Source organism: Allobosea sp. 05T422_2 (assembly GCF_056396265.1).
Window position 1 is genome coordinate 1 of the sequence record NZ_JBFTLD010000037.1, and the last position, 17,020, is coordinate 17,020.

Consider the following 17,020-nt stretch of genomic DNA (forward strand, 5'->3'; position numbering starts at 1 on the left):
TGACCGATCGTGGCCGGCAGCAGCGGCCCGATCGTGCCGAGGTCGGGCGAGGTCCAGATGTTCTCGTTCACCCGCGAGGTCTCGAGATAGACGAAGTTGGTTCGGTCGATCGTGCCGATCGAGACGGTCCCTCCGAGGTCCTGAGCCAGCTTCTGCATCGAGGGCCGCGCGATGTGCAGCAGCTTCAGGTTGACCAGCAGCGGGTTGACCAGCATGAGCGCGCGCCAGCTCAGCCGGAACTTGGATTTCTCCTGCCTGAGGTAGCCCATTCTTTCCAGCGTATAGGTCAAACGTGCGACCGTGGAACGGTTGATCCCCGATTCCTTCGCGATCTCGCCATTGCTCATCAATGTGCGATTCGGACGAAAAGTCTCCAGAACAGCCAGTCCCTTGACGAGAGTTGTTGCGATGTCGGGATCGTCTGCGGGGATCTTCAAGAATTTCTCCATCTATGTAGTTGGCTTCGTTCGTATTATTTCGATCGATTATTGTTTGATAATTACCGGATGCGCTTGATGAGCGGGTTTGAGAGCCTCGACCTGCCCCTGCGTTGTCGGGGTGAGAATTGGCCTCTTTGGCTAAAATGTCAAGATAGTGAACATTTCTGGAAGAAATTAATCACTCTCTTGACTCACCTCCGAAGCGAGCGCTCAATTATCGAAGGCGGGTGGATATCTGCGCCTGCACTCGTCACGGAGAAAATGTGAATGAGCCGCGTGATCGACATGGAACTGAGCTTGCCTCATAGCGAGGCGAATCCGGATCTGGAGCGCATCTCGCGAGGACGGCCGGGCACGCCCTTCGCCCAGTCGCTGCCGCGGCCCGAGGGCTACGGATTCGCCAATTACGGGAATGTCTTCAGGAGCAAAGAGGCGGCTCCGAAGAAGGGGGAGGCTGACGACGGCGGTCTCGTGCGGCTGGTCGAGGATATGGACCGTGCCGGTATCGCGCGGGGATTGCTGGTCGGCGCCGAGAACAGTGCGACGGGCCGGATTCACCAGGCCCATCCCGGCCGCTTCTTCCTGTTCACGACATTCGATCCCTTCGACGGCATGCGGGCGGTTCGCGAATTCGAGCGGCTGGTCAAGGAGGAGGGCGCAAACGGCCTGCGCCTGTCGGCGCTCTATAACGGCGTGCCGGCCAATGATCGCCGCTACTATCCGCTCTACGCGAAGGCAGCCGAGCTCGACGTCCCGGTCCGCATCTACACGGCGATGAACTACGCCAATGACCGGCCCTATGATCTCGGGCATCCGCGCTATCTCGATGATGTCGCCATCGACTTCCCCGAACTCAGGATCGTGGCGGGCCTCGCCGGCTGGCCCTGGGTGAACGAGATGGTCGGGCTGCTCCGCCGGCACCCGCGGCTCTATGTCGACACGGCGGCCCACCATCCCCGGTATTTCAGCCAGCCCGGTTCCGGGTGGGAGCAGTTCCTTCAGTTCGGCAACACGCTGCTCCAGGACAAGGTCATGGTCGGGTTGTCGCGCTACCTGTTCGGGACCTCTTTCGAGAGCATCATCGAGCAGTACAAGCAGCTGCCGCTCAAGGAAAAGGTCATCGAGAAATGGCTGTACGGCAACGCCGCTGAATTCTTCCGGCTGAACTGAGGGCGGGGTCCGATGCTTCGCTTCGTCGGCCGGCGGGCGCTCTACGCAATCCCTCTGCTCCTGGCGATCATCATCCTGATGTTCTCCATGCTGCACATGATCCCGGGGGATCCGGTGCAGGCCCTCGTCGGCGACTACCCCGTTCCGCCGGCGTATCGGCAGGCGATCGAAGAGAAGTATCGCCTGAACGACCCCTTCCTCGTTCAGGTCGGCAATTATCTCCTCAATGTCGCGCAGGGCGATTTCGGTTTCTCCTATCAGAACCAGCGCGGCGTTCTCGACCTCATCCTCGAACGGGCGCCCCGCACGATCCTGCTCGCATCGGTCAGCTTCGCCCTGGCGATTCCACTCGGCATGGCGATCGGCATCGCGGCGGGAACGACACGCCGGCCGGGCGTCGACAAGTTCTGGACGACCACCGCCCTGATCGCCTACGCGATCCCGACTTTCTGGCTCGGCCAGCTCCTGGTGATGCTGTTCGCACTCCGGCTCGGCTGGTTTCCGACCCAGGGCATCGGCCCCCTGATCAGCCGCACGCATGGTGTCGCCTGGCTCTTCGAAAAGCTGCGCTATCTCGCGCTGCCGGTCCTTGCCTTCGGCATCCACGAGGGCATGCGGATCGCGCGGATCATGCGCGCCAGCGTCATCGACACGCTGTCGCAAGGCTACATCATCACCGCACGCTCCAAGGGCCTGAGCCGCGGGCAGATCATCCGCAACCACGTGATGCGCAATTCGAGCCTGCCCCTGGTCACGATCGCCGGCTATGCCTTCGGCTCCGCGCTCGGCGGCGCCGTCCTGCTCGAAACGGTCTTCACCTGGCCKGGCCTTGGCCTGCTGCTCGTCGACTCGATCCGGCTCAGGGACAACATGACGGTTGTCGGTGTCGTGATCTTCTCGGCCGTCGCCGTCGTCGCCATGAACCTGATCGTCGATCTCCTCTACGCGGCGCTGGACCCGCGCATCAGAACCACGCGGTGAGGTCGAAGCCATGTCAGACAGCAAAACCGCCGTGGCGCCGGCATCCGGCAACGGCATCCCGGTCGGGAGCWGGCAGGCCCATGTCGCCAATCTCTTCGGAACGCGTCACGGCGCGCTCGGAGCAGGCATCCTCATCGTCCTGGTGATCGTGGCGACCGCTGCTCCGCTGATTGCACCCTACAATCCGTTGGAGCAGACCCAGTTGAGTCTCGCGCCGCCATCGTCCCAGTTCCTGTTCGGCACTGACAATATCGGCCGGGACGTGTTCTCGCTCGTCGTCCATGGCAGCCGCTCGTCCCTGCTCGTCGGGCTCGGGGCGGCGCTGGCCGCACTGCTCGTCGGCGGCACTCTCGGGGTCCTGGCCGGCTATTTCCAGGGCCCGGTCGAGGCGGCGCTGATGCGGCTGGTGGAGTTGTTCCAGACCCTTCCCGTCATCATTCTCGTGCTCTGTGCCGTCGCGCTGTTCGGCTCCAATTTCTGGCTCCTGATCGCGGCGGTGGCGCTGGCGATCTGGCCGATGGAGGCCCGCCTCGTCTACGGCCAGTACAYCAAGCTTCGCGACCGCGAATTCATTGCTGCCGCCCGCGTCGCCGACCTCTCGACGGCCCACATCATGTTCCGCGAGATCCTGCCCAACGCGATCCAGCCGATCATCGTGCAGGTCGCGCTCGACGCGAGCATCGCCATCCTGATCGAGGCCGGGCTCGGTTTCCTCGGCCTCTCCGATCCGAGCAGGGTGAGCTGGGGCCGGTTGCTCTTCGTCGCGCAGGACTACATGGACAGCGCCTGGTGGATGAGCCTGTTTCCCGGCGCAGCCATCTGCATCACCGTGGTCGGCCTCAATCTCTTTGCCGACGGGCTGAACGAGGTCATCGATCCGCGCAGCACGAACGGGATGGGAGGGCTGCAATGAGCGCATCGCTTCTTCTCGACGTGCGCGACCTAAAGGTCCATCTGCGTCTCGGCCACAAGGTCGTGAAGGCGATCGACGGGGTCGATTTCCAGGTCCGCCGGGGCGAATGCGTCGGCATCGTCGGCGAATCCGGTTCGGGCAAGAGCACGATGGCGCGAGCCGTGACGCGCCTGATGCCGAACGTGAACATCGAGGAACTGAGCGGCAGGCTTGCCTTCGAGGGCCGCGATATCCTTGCGATGGACGACGGCGACCTGCGGGCCCTGCGCCGCGGGCGCGGCTTCTCGATGATCTTCCAGGATCCGCTCGGCTATCTCAACCCGACGCAGCGGATCGGCCGGCAGATCCACGAGGCGCTCTCCCGGGATGCTGAGCGTGGTTCCGACAAGGCTCGCGTCCACACCTTGCTGGACGAGGTGGGGCTACCCGACGCAGCCAATCTCGCCCGGCGCTACCCGCATGAACTCTCAGGCGGCATGCGCCAGCGCGTGATGATCGCAATCGCCCTGGCCAGCGATCCCCAGCTTCTCTTTGCCGACGAGCCGACGACAGCGCTCGACGCGACCGTGCAGCTGCAGGTCCTGCAGACCCTCTACAGACTGCACAAGGAGCGCAACATGGCGATGGCCATCATCACCCATGACCTCGGTGTCGTCGCCGAGCTCTGCGACCGGGTCTACGTGATGCGCGCCGGTAAGGTGATCGAGAGCGCCGAAACCATCGCGCTTTTCGAGCAGCCCCAGCAGGACTATTCCAAGCGCTTGATTGAGCTCAGCACGCGCCGACTGACGCGGGAGCTTCAGTCATGACCGCTCCGATCCTTCGCCTGCATGGCGTCGAGCAACTCTACACCAGCCGCAACGCCAATGGCCCGGGCTGGAATACGGTTCGGGCGGTGGATGGTGTCGATCTCGATGTTAACGAGGGCGAAACCCTGGCGATMGTGGGCGAGTCCGGCTCAGGCAAGAGCACGCTCGCGAAGCTGCTCCTGATGCTGAACCGGCCGACGGCGGGCGACGTGCAGTTTCGCGGCACCTCGCTGGCCTCGCTCGCCTCCTCCGGGAAACAGGCCTTCCGACGCCAGGTCCAGGCCGTGTTTCAGGACCCGGCCTCGTCGCTGAACCCACGCATGACGGTCGAACGCATGCTCGGCTACATCGTTCAGCGCCATGAGCTTGCTACGCTGCGCGAGACGCGGGCCTTTCTCGCCGGCCATCTTGCCGCGGTCGGCCTTAACCCCCCGGACCACTATCTCGACCGCTATCCGCACCAGCTCTCAGGCGGGCAGCAGCAGCGCATCGCGATTGCGCGGGCGATGATGCTTCGGCCCGCGATCATCATCGCCGACGAACCGCTGTCGAGCCTCGACGTCTCGGTCCAGGCCCAGGTTCTGCAGCTGATGCGGGATCTGCACGAGGCGACCAATGTCGGCTTCGTGGTGATTAGCCACGATCTCGGAGCGATGGAGTCGATCGCCGACCGGACCGCCGTGATGTATCGCGGCCGGATCGTCGAGATCGGCCACTCTATCTACGAACGCCCCTTCCATCCCTATACCAGGCTGCTGCTCGACGCGCGGCTTTCGCTCGATCCACGTCGTGGCCGGATCCGCAGCCTGAGCGCGACACAAGTGCGAGCGGATATGCCTGAGCCCATGCAGGGCGGCTGCCGGTTCCGCCACCGCTGCCCCTTTGCGATCGAAATTTGCGCKACGGCCGACCCCGCGCTGAAACCGGTCGGCCAGACCGGAACCTTTGTGGCCTGTCACCGCGCGGACGAAATCGGCGCGTCATCGCGTCCGGCAGGTGTGGCCCCCGTAGAGAGGACGCCGAGGCCCGTCGAGATCTGATTCAGGGACTACTCAGAAAAGCCAAAGGGAGAGAGCACATCATGGACACGGCTAAACGAAGCGATGCGTGGACGATGCAGAGGCTGGGCGCGATCTCACTGCTTGCGGGAGCGTCGAGCCTTCTGCTCTCCGCCGGAGCGCAGGCGGACGATGGCAAGCCCGTCCCGGGTGGCACGGTCATCGCCGCGCTGAATTCTACGACAATTCCGAATCTGAACACCCAGATGACATCGTCGGTCCCGGCGCTGTTCGCCGCTGATGTCTGGGCGGACGGGCTGATGACCTATGACCGCGAAGCCAATCGCGTTCCGCGCCTGGCAAAGAGCTGGACCATTTCCGAGGACGGCAAGACCTACACCTTCAACCTCCGCGAGGGCGTGAAGTGGTCGGACGGCAAGCCGTTCTCTGCCACCGACGTGGTCTTCACGCTGGAGAATTTCGGCAAGTTCAACACCTATCTGACCAAGCTCATGCCGCTGGTCGAGAAGGCCTCGGCGCCCGACGACAAGACCTTCGTCCTGACGCTCAAGCAGCCGCTGACCGCGACGCTCGATCTGTTCGACAAGGAAGTGTTTCCGCTGATGCCGAAGCACGTCTACGAGGGCAAGGACATCGCCACTCACCCAGCCAATATCGCTCCGGTGGGCCTTGGCCCGTTCAAGTTCGACAAATGGGTCAGCGGCCAGTCGATCACCTTCGTGCGCAACCCGCACTATTGGGAGGCGCCCAAGCCCTATCTCGACTCGGTGATCTTCGCGCTCATCCCGAACCCGCAGCAGCGCCTCAACGCCATCGTCAACGGCGAGGTCAACTGGTTCCGGCCCGAAGTGGTGCAGGTCCCGGCGACGCAGCAGGCGGCGAAGCGGGGCTCGTTCCGGGTTGTGCCGATCGTCACCAACGCGCCAGAAACTGCCGTCATCGACTTCAATCTGCGGCGCTCGCCGATGAACAACGTCAAGGTCCGGCAGGCCCTGTTCCACGCCATCGATCGTCAGCGGATCGTAAGGGATGTCTACCAGGGGTTGGCTGAGACCGCCAAGAACGCCATCCCGACGCAATTCAAGAACCTGCACGATACGTCGGTCAACTACGATACGATGTACGCCTATGACCCGAAACGAGCGGCCCAGCTGCTCGACGAGGCCGGATTTCCGCTGAAAGACGGCAAGCGTTTCGCGCTCGAGCTCGCGGTGATCTCGGCCGCGCCCTATGACGCGGTGGCGCAGGTCGTGCAGGCGCAGTGGACGGCGCTCGGCATCGACGTGAAGCTCAGCGCGCTCGATCAGCAGATCTGGACCAACAAGGTCTATACGCAGCATGATTTCGATGCGTCGATCATCTCGCTGACCGGACGCTCGAATCCGGTTCTCGGCGTCGACCGCAGCTTCGTCTGCAATGAGACCAGCGTCCCCTACGCCAATCCCACCGGCTACTGTAATCCCGAGTTCGACAAGGTCGCCGCCGATGCGGCTTCGGCGCCGGCGGATCGGCAGAAGGCGCATTACAAGACCTATGCCGAGATCATCGCGCGCGACCTGAACCAGCTTGCGTTGACGAATTCGCGCGTCTTCGAGGCCGTGACGAACAATTTCAAGAACTTGGACGCTCAGTTCAACTTCTCGTTCAACACCCATCCGAACTGGGCGGAAGCCTGGCTCCCGAAAGACAAGCAGTAACTCCCGTCGGACACAGCGCCCGCAGCCGCCGATGGCGGCTGCGACGGCACATCGCTATCGAAGGACATATCGCCTTGCATATCGACGTCACCCCCATGGTCAGGCCACGCTCGGTGGCCATTATCGGCGCCTCGGCGAAGCGCGTCACGCAGGGCAACGTGGTCATCAGCAATCTGAAATCATGGGGCTACACGGGGGAGATCCTCCCGATCCATCCCCAGGCCGATCAGATCGAAGGTCTGCGCGCCGTCAACTCGGTTGCCGAGATCCGCGCGGAGACCGACCTTGCGATCATTGCCATTCCCGCAGCGCATGTGCCGGGCATGCTGCATGAACTCGAGTCGAGTTCCGTACGCTCGGCGATCGTCTTCACCAACGGATTCTCGCATGACGAGGAGAGGGCAATTCGTGCATTCGGCGCCCAGAGCCGCATCGTCTTGCACGGCCCCAACTGCATGGGGCTGGTCAATTTCACCGACTCGATCCCGCTCTACCCATCCAGGCCGTCGCTGCGCCTGAGGCCCGGCAACGTCGCGCTGGTGGCCCAATCCGGATCGGCGGCGATTTCGGTGATGAACTCGACGGTCATCGGGCTTTCAAAGGTCGTGACCGTCGGCAGCGAGTTCCAGGTTGCGGCCGCAGATTATGTGCGCTGGTTTGCGGACGACGATGAGACACGGGTCATCGGGGTGGTCGCGGAGTCAATCAAGTCTCCCCGTGCGCTCGCCGAGGCCGCCGAATGCGTTCATGCCGCGGGCAAGTCCCTGGTGGTGCTCAAGGTTGGTCGCTMGGATGTCGGCGTTGCGGCCACCCAGGCCCATACGGGGGCTCTGGTGAGTGATCGCGACGCCTATGACAGCTTCTTTCGGGAGACCAATATCGCGACGGTCGCGGATTATGACGAGCTCATCGCGGCGCTCGAATGCTCGGCGGTGGCGCGGCGCATGGTCCGGGGAGCAAGCATCGGCATCGTCGGCATTTCCGGCGGTCAGACCGCCCTGGCCTGCGATGTTGCGGAACTGCAGGGCGTAATTGTTGCGGCCTACAGCGCGACGACCGGGCAACGCTTGCGTGCTGCCTTGCCGGGAACGGCCGGCAACAATCCGGTCGATTTCGGAGCGACGGTCAATGTTGAGGACCGCAATACGCCTGAGGCCATGAAGGCGGTTCTCAGTGACGAGAATGTCGGCGCCGTCGTCGCCCTTCAGGATACGCAGGAGAGCCTTAACCCTGCGACGCTGCAGAATTACATGAATGTGCTCGGCGTCTATGCCGAGGCCGGCAAGGCGAGTGAAACACCGCTGGTCGTGATCTCGCCGACTTCGGAGAATGTCGATCCGGGCGTTCGTTCGATGCTGGCCGATCACGGTGTGCCGCTGCTGCGCGGGCTTCACGCCGGACTTCGCGCCGTCGGCAATCTCGCGCTCGGCAAGCCGGGGCCCGCCGGCTCCTGGGCGCGCCAGCGCAGCGCCGCGCGGACGCCGTTCAACAAGGAGGTCGCCAGCCTGAGGCGCGAGATCGAGCAATGCTCGGGCACTCTCGATGCCGAACTGTCATTCCGGCTGCTGCGCGCCTACGGCATCCCTCTGGTCAAATCGATCGTGGTGAAGGACGAAGGCGAAGCGGTCGCCCGTATCGGCGAGCTCGGATTTCCCATGGTGGTCAAGGTCGCATCCCGGGACGTGCAGCACCGGTCGGATGTTGGCGGCGTCGTGCTCGACGTCCGCGATGAGGAAGGCTTGCGCCGCGCGATCGCGACCATTGCCGAGAATGTCGGCAGGGCGCTGCCGGCTGCGACGATCGACGGCTATGAATTGCAGGAGCAGCTTGTCGACGGTGTCGAGGCCATGGCTGGATTCACGGCTGCGCCGCCATTTGGCCAGATGATCGTCCTGGGCAGTGGCGGCACGCTGGTCGAGCTCCTGGCCGATCGAGCGGTCGCGCTTGCGCCGCTCGATCACGAGCAGGCAGGTGCGATGCTCCGCCGGACCAAGCTCGACCGCATATTGGGAGGGTATCGCAATTTGATGCCCCAAACGGACACGAGCCATCTGGTCGATCTCGCGGTGAAGCTCTCGCAACTCGCTAGCGATTTCGAGGGCTTGCTGGCGGCATGCGATCTGAATCCGGTTCTCATCCGAAAAGGTTCGGGTGAGGTTCGCGTTGTCGATGCACTCTTCGTTCGTGGCTGACAGCAATTGTGACGGCAGCGCCTGATCGGTTGCGGCGAGGCGGCGTCAGGCCTCCCGCCTGCGCCGGTCGGGCCGAGGCATCGGTGCGCTCGCCGCCAAGACTTGGTGCGGATGCCGAAACCCGGCAGAGGGATCGCCGTATGCGCGTGCCATGCAGGGTGCGCCGGGGGGGACACCGATCAGCGTTCCGTATTCCGGTGCGCTTCCTGCGAGAATCTTGGCCGTAGATGTTTTTCCTCCCAGCTTGAGGTTGTTAGGCTGTAGGCATCATCAGATGGTGGGACGTCCGCCCTGACAGGCCCGAGTACGGAATAAGGACATGCTGCAGAATACTGACGAGCGTTTGCCGTTGCATGCGCGCCTGCGCGATGCCCTCGCGTCCCGCATCGCATCGCTTGAATGGGAAGCGGGCCAGACCATCCCCTCCGAACAGGTTCTGACCAGGGAATACGGCGTCTCGACCAACACGGTGCGCAAGGCCGTGGAGCAACTCATGCGCGAGGGCTTGCTGGAGCGCCGGCAGGGCAGCGGCACCTTTGTGCGGCGCCCCTCATTCGATGGCAGCCTGTTTCGCTGGTTMAATTTCAAGGATGCGGGGGCACATGCCGGCAAGACCGTGCCGGAGAGCCGTCTGCTCAAGCGCGAGATCATCGAACCTGATGCGGAGGTGGCGGCGGCACTGCGACTGCCGCCGGGCGCACAGGTCCTGAAGGTGCTGCGGCTGCGGCTTTGGGCCGGCGAGCCGGCCATCTCGGAAGATCTGTTCCTGCCCTTGCCTCGCTTTGCCCGGTTTGCGGACCTGCCGGAGGCGGAGATCGGGCCGCTGCTCTACCCGGTCTATGAGCGCGAGTTCGGGCAGGTGGTCGCGGCCGTCGAGGATGAACTCTCGCTGGGCCACGCCGATGCGACCAGGGCCGCACTGCTGAATGTGCCAGTGGGCGACCCGATCATCGTCGTCGAGCGAACCTCCATGGATGCCAATGGCGCGCCGATCGACTGGCGCCGCGCCTATGGCCGGGGAGATCGCTTTCGCTACAAGGTGCGCTTGACCTGAGGGCTCAGGTCGCGGAGACCCGGTAGAGGGCAAGGCCGTTATCCCAGAAGGCGCGGCCGGCGAGGTCAGCCCCCAGCACCTTTTCGACGAGGTCGATATCGGCAGGCTGGAACGGGCGCTCGGCGCGTGTCGAGGGCAGGTCGGTGCMAAACACCAGCGCGCTCGGATTTCTGGCGGCAATCCGTTCGAGCGCCTTGGCAATATCGAGCTTGGCCCGGCCAAAACCGGTGGCCTTCACCTTCGCGCCCGCGTCGACGAGATCGAGCACGACAGGCAGGCCCGCTTCGGTCATGCCGAGATGGTCGGTGACGATCTGCGGCAGCTTGGTGAGCTTGTCGACATAGGGACCGAGCGCTGCCGCATCGGCATAGATTTCGGCGTGCCACTGGCCGGCTGCGTGGGCCCTGGTCGCCAGCGACATCAGGTCGTCGACGCTGTCGATGCGGCCGCGGAACATGTTGAAGCGCAGCGCCCGGACACCCAGCGTGCTCAGCCGCGCGATCTCTCCGTCGRCAATCGTGTTCGGCACCTGCGTGACGCCGACCCAGCCCTTGCCCAGCTTCGCCAGGGTGCTCTCGAGATAGGTCTGGTCGAAGCCGTGGAACGAGCCGGATACGATCGCTCCGGCGCGGACGCCGAGCGGCTGGGTGGCTGCCTGGTACTCGCTGAGAGGGTAGTGCGGTGGCGTATAGCCTTGATTGGGTACGATCGGGAAAGCGTGATCAATGATGTKACAGTGGGAATCGAAGATGCGGCGCGCACTGGCCCGGACCGCGCCGGCCCCCAGCGTCATCGCTGCAGCGCTTCCCCATAAGAAATGGCGGCGATTCATCGTCATGGCGTTTCCTCCAGCATGATTTTCTTGTTCAGTTCACCTGCGCCGCGGCCGGGTGCCGGGCGATTGCCAGGATTTCCCTCGCCACGACGTCAGGCTTTTCGACCGGGGCGAAATGCTTGGCATCGGGGATGATCACCAATCGCGCATCCGCGATTGCCTCTGCGAGCTGCTCGGCCATGGCGAGCGGTGTCGCGTGGTCGAACTCGCCGACCAGGATGGTCGTGGGGCAGTGGATGGCCTTCAGGGCTGGGCGCAGATCGGTCTCGCCCAGCATGGCGCAGCTATCGGCATAGCAATGCAGGTCGTTGGCCTGGAACACGGCCAGGCAGTCCTCGACGATCTCGGGGCTGCTCGCCCGGAAGCAGTCGCTGAACCAGCGTGCCAGCTGGAAGTCGATATGCGTGCCCATGCCGTCGCGCAGCGCGCGTTCGCCGCGCTCGCGCCAGGCCGGCAAGGCCTGGTGGCCGTAGGTCGCCGTCGTGTCGGCCAGCACGAGGCCCGATACGCGCTGCGGAAAACCGGCGGCGACCGCCTGGGCCACGCAGCCGCCCATCGAGCAGCCAACGACCGTAGCCTCCTCCCAGCCGAGTTCGTCGAGGACGGCGATGCAATCGGCCGCCATCATCTCGCAGCTATAGGGGCCGCGCCGCCGCTCGGACGCGCCATGGCCACGGCAATCGAGCGCCACGACTGTCGCTTCCTGGTCGATCGCCGCCGCGACGCCGCGCCATTGCCGCCAGCTCATGGCGAGGGCGTGGATCAGGAGGATGCGCGGCGCGCCAGGAAATCCTGCCTGCATCAGAGTGGCGTTGATCGCGCAACCGTCCGCCGCCCGTGCAGCGATCTGGGCACCTTCGATACTGAACATCAGGATGCTTCCGCTATTGAGGCTTGAGACCGGACAGGGCCACGATCTCGCGCCAGCGCGGCAGATCACGCGCCATGGCAGCGCTGAACTCGGCAGGGCCGGCGCCGACGAACTCGAAGCCATTGTCGATCAGCCGTGCCGTGATCGCGGGGCTTTGCATGACGGCCACGGTGTCTGCGTGGATACGGTCGCGCAGCGCATCAGGCAGTCCGGCTGGGCCGACAATGCCATACCAGGTCTCTACCGAAGCGCCGGGGGCGATTTCCGCCATCGTGGGAACGTCGGGAAGGGATGGAAAGCGCTTCTCGGAGGAGACGGCGAGCGGCACGACCGAGCCGGACTGGATGGCGGCGATCAGGGCCGGCAAGCCCGTCGAGACCAGCTCGATCTGGCCGCCGAGGACGTCGGTCAGGGCGGGGGCGCCCCCGCGATAGGGCACATGGGTCAGCGTCAACCCACTGACCTTTGCCAGCAATTCGGCGACGAGATGGCCGGGCGTTCCTGTGCCCGCGGTGCCGAAACGATAATCCGTGCCGCCGCCTTGCTTCACCATCTCGACCAGCGTCCTGGTCTTCAGGGCAGGGCCGCCGACCAGCACCTGCGGTGAGCGGGCGATCAGGGTGACCGGCTTGAAATCCTTCAGCGGGTCGAAGAGCCGGCGCGTCATCAGGCTGTCATTGCTGAGCAGCCCGTCGCTGACGAGCAACAGCGTATATCCGTCKGGCGCGGCCTTTGCCACGCTGGCCGCTCCGATGTCGCCGGCTGCGCCAGGCTTGTTCTCGACAACAACCTGATGCCCCCATTTCTCGCTGAGAGCCCGGGCCGCGAGACGGCCGATCACGTCGAAGCTGCCTCCGGCGGGGAAGGGTACGACGAGCGTGACGAAGCGCTGCGGGTAGGGGTCTGACGCGTTGGCTCCCGTCCAGCCTATGCAGGCCAGTAAGCCCAATGCACCGGTAGCGACCAGCTTGGCCATCTTCATTGGCAGTCTCCCTTGAGCCGCAGCCTTGGTGACACGCAGTCATTATGCTGTCAATGGGTCATGCCAATGACATGATGAATCATGCTTGTACTGCTCGGCGATCATGTCCTTGTGCTGCGCGACGCTGACGACATCTAGGGCTTCGTGACGAGAGGGTTCGTGCATCTGCGCCGAACCCTGCGAGATTGGCCCAGACCGGCCGATATCMGGCCGTCTCCCTATCTCGCCGCGCGAACCGCCAGCGCGATCGACCGGAGCAATAGTGCGGTCAGGACGGCGTGGAAGATGACCGCTGGCCATAGCAAGACGCCGCCGGAAGCTCCGGTAAGATCGAGATAGGCGAGATAGAGTGCGACCGCGCCGCTATAGATCAACATGCCCAGCAGAGGCGGGCCGGGCCAGCAGGCGATCCCCAGTGCAACCAGGGCGATACCCGCAATGCTCGCGATCTGCAGGGCAGCCCCGTCCAGTTCCTCGCCGAGCAGCACTTGCGCGACGAATGAAGGCACGACCAGCAGCGCCAGACCGGTTGCGATCTCTGCCACGGCGGCGATCGTCAGCACGTTCTTCATCGCCTGGGCCCGGTCCATCTTGTTGATCGAATATTCGCACGAGAGGCACGGGAGCGCGCAGGGATCTGGCTGCGTTCACTGCACCGGCCCGAGCTTGACGGTCAGCTTCTTGATCTTGCCGGTGAACTTGAACGGTGGGTCATAGCGATGCTCCAGCAGCGCKACCCCGGTGCGGGTATCCAGGCCAACATCGAAGCTTTCGTCCTCGGGAAACGTGATCGGGATGGTGTGGTCCATCGATTTCCTGGCCACTTCCTGTCCGTCTACGGAAAGGACGCCGGTGCCGCCCTTGCCCAGGCCCGGGCCGTCGGATTTGAAGTCGAAGACGATGCTGTGTTTTCCCGGCGTCAGTTCCGGCCCTTCCCAGATCGTCCGCTGCAGATCGAGGAGATTGTAAAGGAACACAGGCTTGCCGCGGCCGATCCCCAATTCGCCCTTGCTGAGGAAGAGGCCATAACCACCGAAGCGTCCGCCCTCGGTCACGATCATGCCTTCGCTGCCGCCCTCGGGAATCTCAACCTCTGCGGTGATGGTGTACGACTTGTCGAGGATCCTTGGGGCAGCGCTCGGCGGCACACCGGACAGCTCTCCTGAATAGGTGAAGAGCGTTCGGCCCGCCGTCAGGCTCGGACGCGGTGTGTTCCAGCGCGCGAGCGACGAATTGTCGAGCGGCAGTGCGTCGTATTTCTTGGCTTCCGAATAGAACAACGCCTGCATCTGCTTGACCTTGTCCGGCAATTTCGCAGCCAGGTCATTGGACTCCGTGGGGTCCTGCCTGACGTTGTAAAGCTCCCAGTTGTAGCCCGTGATCACATCCGGAGGCGTGGCCGTGCTCAGTGCCCAGGGCAGGGTCGCCGGAGTCGTGGCCGCCACCCAGCCGTCATTGTAGATCGCGCGGTTGCCGAGCATTTCGAAATACTGGGTCTTGCGCCGGGATGGCACGGCCACACTCGCCTTGTCCCAGGTGTACATCATGCTGACGCCGTCGAACGGACGCTGCTTGATGCCGTCGAGAGTAGCGGGGGCAGCGACACCGGTCGCTTCCAGAATCGTCGGCACGATATCGATGATGTGGTGGAACTGCCGCCGGATGCCGCCCACATCCCTGACATGGCCGGGCCAGGACATGGCCATGCCCTGGGCCGTTCCGCCAAAGTGCGAGGCGACCTGCTTGACCCATTTGAACGGCGTGCTCATCGCCCAGGCCCAGCCGGCGGCAAAATGCGGAAAGGTTCGCTCCGAGCCCCAGAACTCGTACCAGAGCAACTGGTCCTTCACKGGCACTGCAACGCCGTTGAAGGTTGTGAACTCGTTCGGCGTGCCGTTGAGCATGCCCTCGGCGCTCGCGCCATTGTCGCCGCTGATATAGATGATCAGGGTGTTGTCGAGCTGACCGAGGTCCTCGACGGCCTGGATGACCCGTCCGATCTCGTGATCGGTATAGGCGAGATAGGCGCCGTAGACATCCATTTGCCTGGTGAAGAGCTTTTTCTCCTCCCAACCGAGCGAATCCCACTCCGGCAATTCTTTGGGCCAGGGGGTCAGCTTGGCCTCGGCCGGCATGATGCCGAGCCTCTTCTGGTTGGCGAAGATCGTCTCGCGCAGCGTGTTCCAGCCGCCGTCGAAGAGGTGCATGTCGCTGATCTTGGCGATCCACTCCGGCGTGGGATGATGCGGCGCATGCGTGCCACCGGGGACATAGTAGACGAGGAACGGCTTGTCCGGCGCGACCTCCTTGAGCTGCTTCATATGCTGGATGGCCTCGTCGGCCATGGCTGTGGTCAGGTTCCAGTTCGATGCGCCCTGGAACGGATAGATCGGCGTCGTGTTGCGGAAGAGATTTGGTTGCCATTGGCTCGCGTCTCCGCCGACGAAGCCGTAGAAATAGTCGAAGCCCAATCCGGTCGGCCATTGATCGAATGGTCCGGCCTGGCTCGCCTGGTAGAAGGGTGTGTTGTGGTTCTTGCCGAACCACGAGGTCGCGTAGCCATTCTCTCTGAGGATCGTCCCGATCGTGCCGTTCTCCTTCCGGATGATCGAATTGTACCCTGGAAACCCCGTCGCGATCTCGCCCACCACGCCGAAACCGGCGACGTGATGGTTGCGCCCGGTGATCAGCGCCGCGCGCGTCGGTGAGCACAGCGACGTGGAGTGGAAGTTCGTGTAGCGGATCCCGCTATTTGCGATGCGGTCGAGCGCCGGAGTTGGGACAACGCCTCCAAAGGTGCCCGGCGCACCGAAGCCGACATCGTCGGTCATGATGAGCAGCACGTTGGGCGCGCCCTTTGGCGGCACGATGCTTGGCGCCCACCAAGCCTTCGATTCGGAAGCCTTCTGGTTGATCACTCCGCCGAATCTCGGATCGGGGGGCGGCAACTGCTTTCCGTTAAGCGTCGTCGTCGCGCTTGGCGAACCTAGGGTGCCAGTGACTTGCTGAGCCAGTGCCGGCAGGCAGACCGGGGTGAGAAGGCTCGCGCCGGCGAGGGCGCTGCGACCGAGTTTCGCCATAGCAAACTCCCGCTGCCTTGAAGAGACCGGTACATCGCTGCGAAAAAACTGCGCTCCCACCCGGGGGACCGCCCATCATGATCTCGGTTCAACTGGAGGTCTAGGCAGAATCGGACGCTTTGACCGCTGAATCCGGCAAGGAATGACCATGCCGCGATCATCCGGTCGACAGCATACCGGGTTCGGTCCCGATCCGGCATCCACGACCTGCTGTGACTTGTGTCGCGCGGAGGGGGCAATCCTCACATGGCCTGCGCTGAATGTGCCGTTGCGATCGGCGGCAGCCCGCATCGCCGATCAGGATGCGACGTCGGGGCTGAACCGTCTGCGCCTCCAGTGACGGATCTGCCCCGCTTCCCCCGGAAATTCGCCGGAGCCGATCCTCCGGATTGGCCTGAAAGCCGGTAGGTCGGGCCGCGATCTGGCCTGCGAATGGAGCGCCGGTTTTGAAGCGTCAGCCGTTAGCCCTGCCGACGCTCGAAGATCGCCGAGTTTCCGTCATGCTCGCGGACCTCGACCGATTCCAGCCAGACACGCTCGCCGATCTGATTGGCAAGCCAGGCCGCAACATGGTCGAACGTGTAGCGCGCTGTCGCCTCGCAGCCGACTGCGGGCATGATCCGCAGGTCKACAAGGCCCTTGTCGGCCAGCCCCTGGAACGCGTCGAGATGCGGGTCGTCGGCCGCGACGATCATCGTGTGGTCGAACATGTGCTTCAACCAGGTCTTGATCTCCTTCATCCCGCCGAAATCGAAGCACCAGTTGCGCTCGTCGAGCTCGTGGGTGGCGAAGATGAATTTGAAGGACAGCGCATAGCCGTGAACCAGGCTGCAATGCGAATGCGTTGCGCGCCATTGCCGGAAGCAGCAGGACAAGCCTTCGACGAAGTCATAGGTCTTGGTCGACCGATAGACGTCCCGGTGAACGATTCGCGAAGGCCTGTGGTCCTGCATCATTACCACGCTATCCATTGATTC

Annotated in this window: 15 protein-coding genes; 8 read left to right on the forward strand and 7 right to left on the reverse strand. The window is 63.8% G+C overall.

All coding sequences use genetic code 11. The features are described 5' to 3' along the window. Positions 1-437, reverse strand: a 437-nt coding sequence (locus tag AC1DJT_RS09515) for an IclR family transcriptional regulator (protein WP_476833951.1), incomplete at its 3' end; no start/stop codon positions are given. 270 nt (positions 438-707) lie between these two features. On the opposite strand from AC1DJT_RS09515, the gene AC1DJT_RS09520 reads away from it, so the two are divergent. From AC1DJT_RS09520 to AC1DJT_RS09555, 8 genes are all read left to right on the forward strand, one after another. Continuing rightward, positions 708-1,610 carry an amidohydrolase family protein gene (locus AC1DJT_RS09520; protein ID WP_441493497.1) on the forward strand — a complete coding sequence of 301 codons (903 nt, stop codon included), beginning with the start codon at positions 708-710 and terminating at the stop codon, positions 1,608-1,610. A 12-nt stretch (positions 1,611-1,622) separates the two neighbouring features. After that, entirely contained in the window at positions 1,623-2,591 is a 969-nt protein-coding gene (locus AC1DJT_RS09525) for an ABC transporter permease (RefSeq protein ID WP_476770366.1), read from the forward strand. Positions 2,592-2,601: 10 nt separating this feature from the next. Continuing rightward, entirely contained in the window at positions 2,602-3,504 is a 903-nt protein-coding gene (locus tag AC1DJT_RS09530) for an ABC transporter permease (protein ID WP_476833952.1), read from the forward strand. Beyond that, a complete protein-coding gene (locus tag AC1DJT_RS09535; protein WP_476770368.1) occupies positions 3,501-4,313 on the forward strand; it encodes an ABC transporter ATP-binding protein in 813 nt (270 codons plus the stop codon). Before AC1DJT_RS09530 ends, AC1DJT_RS09535 begins: the two co-directional genes overlap by 4 nt. Continuing rightward, positions 4,310-5,353: an oligopeptide/dipeptide ABC transporter ATP-binding protein gene (locus AC1DJT_RS09540; RefSeq protein ID WP_476770369.1), complete on the forward strand. Its 1,044-nt coding sequence runs from the start codon at positions 4,310-4,312 to the stop codon at positions 5,351-5,353. Before AC1DJT_RS09535 ends, AC1DJT_RS09540 begins: the two co-directional genes overlap by 4 nt. Before the next feature lie 41 nt (positions 5,354-5,394). Further along, positions 5,395-7,029: an ABC transporter substrate-binding protein gene (locus AC1DJT_RS09545; RefSeq protein WP_476770370.1), complete on the forward strand. Its 1,635-nt coding sequence runs from the start codon at positions 5,395-5,397 to the stop codon at positions 7,027-7,029. A gap of 74 nt (positions 7,030-7,103) precedes the next feature. Further along, the gene (locus AC1DJT_RS09550; protein ID WP_476833953.1) at positions 7,104-9,221 is read left to right on the forward strand and encodes an acetate--CoA ligase family protein; all 2,118 of its coding nucleotides are present in this window, start codon (positions 7,104-7,106) and stop codon (positions 9,219-9,221) included. 319 nt (positions 9,222-9,540) lie between these two features. Beyond that, on the forward strand, positions 9,541-10,275 hold the full coding sequence (locus tag AC1DJT_RS09555; protein WP_476833954.1) for a GntR family transcriptional regulator: 735 nt from the start codon (positions 9,541-9,543) through the stop codon (positions 10,273-10,275). 4 nt (positions 10,276-10,279) lie between these two features. On the opposite strand, the gene AC1DJT_RS09560 is transcribed toward AC1DJT_RS09555, so the two are convergent. The 6 genes from AC1DJT_RS09560 to AC1DJT_RS09585 form a co-directional block, all read right to left on the reverse strand. Continuing rightward, the gene (locus AC1DJT_RS09560) at positions 10,280-11,113 is read right to left on the reverse strand and encodes an amidohydrolase family protein (protein ID WP_476833955.1); all 834 of its coding nucleotides are present in this window, start codon (positions 11,111-11,113) and stop codon (positions 10,280-10,282) included. Positions 11,114-11,141: 28 nt separating this feature from the next. Beyond that, a complete protein-coding gene (locus tag AC1DJT_RS09565; protein ID WP_441508589.1) occupies positions 11,142-11,981 on the reverse strand; it encodes an alpha/beta fold hydrolase in 840 nt (279 codons plus the stop codon). A 13-nt stretch (positions 11,982-11,994) separates the two neighbouring features. Further along, positions 11,995-12,963, reverse strand: coding sequence for a Bug family tripartite tricarboxylate transporter substrate binding protein (locus AC1DJT_RS09570; RefSeq protein WP_476833956.1), 969 nt, complete (start codon positions 12,961-12,963; stop codon positions 11,995-11,997). A gap of 218 nt (positions 12,964-13,181) precedes the next feature. Continuing rightward, positions 13,182-13,553 carry a hypothetical protein gene (locus tag AC1DJT_RS09575; protein WP_441508232.1) on the reverse strand — a complete coding sequence of 124 codons (372 nt, stop codon included), beginning with the start codon at positions 13,551-13,553 and terminating at the stop codon, positions 13,182-13,184. Positions 13,554-13,610: 57 nt separating this feature from the next. Further along, positions 13,611-16,043 carry an arylsulfatase gene (locus tag AC1DJT_RS09580; RefSeq protein WP_476833957.1) on the reverse strand — a complete coding sequence of 811 codons (2,433 nt, stop codon included), beginning with the start codon at positions 16,041-16,043 and terminating at the stop codon, positions 13,611-13,613. A 461-nt stretch (positions 16,044-16,504) separates the two neighbouring features. Then, positions 16,505-17,014, reverse strand: coding sequence for a 6-pyruvoyl trahydropterin synthase family protein (locus tag AC1DJT_RS09585; protein WP_441508230.1), 510 nt, complete (start codon positions 17,012-17,014; stop codon positions 16,505-16,507). Positions 17,015-17,020: the final 6 nt, after the last annotated feature.

Excerpts from the sequence above, each read along its gene's own strand:
- AC1DJT_RS09565 (WP_441508589.1), bottom strand. The coding sequence starts at position 11,981 with ATGTTCAGTATCGAAGGTGCCCAGATCGCTGCACGGGCGGCGGACGGT.
- AC1DJT_RS09545 (WP_476770370.1), top strand. The coding sequence starts at position 5,395 with ATGGACACGGCTAAACGAAGCGATGCGTGGACGATGCAGAGGCTGGGC.
- AC1DJT_RS09575 (WP_441508232.1), bottom strand. The coding sequence starts at position 13,553 with ATGGACCGGGCCCAGGCGATGAAGAACGTGCTGACGATCGCCGCCGTG.
- AC1DJT_RS09520 (WP_441493497.1), top strand. The coding sequence starts at position 708 with ATGAGCCGCGTGATCGACATGGAACTGAGCTTGCCTCATAGCGAGGCG.
- AC1DJT_RS09535 (WP_476770368.1), top strand. The coding sequence starts at position 3,501 with ATGAGCGCATCGCTTCTTCTCGACGTGCGCGACCTAAAGGTCCATCTG.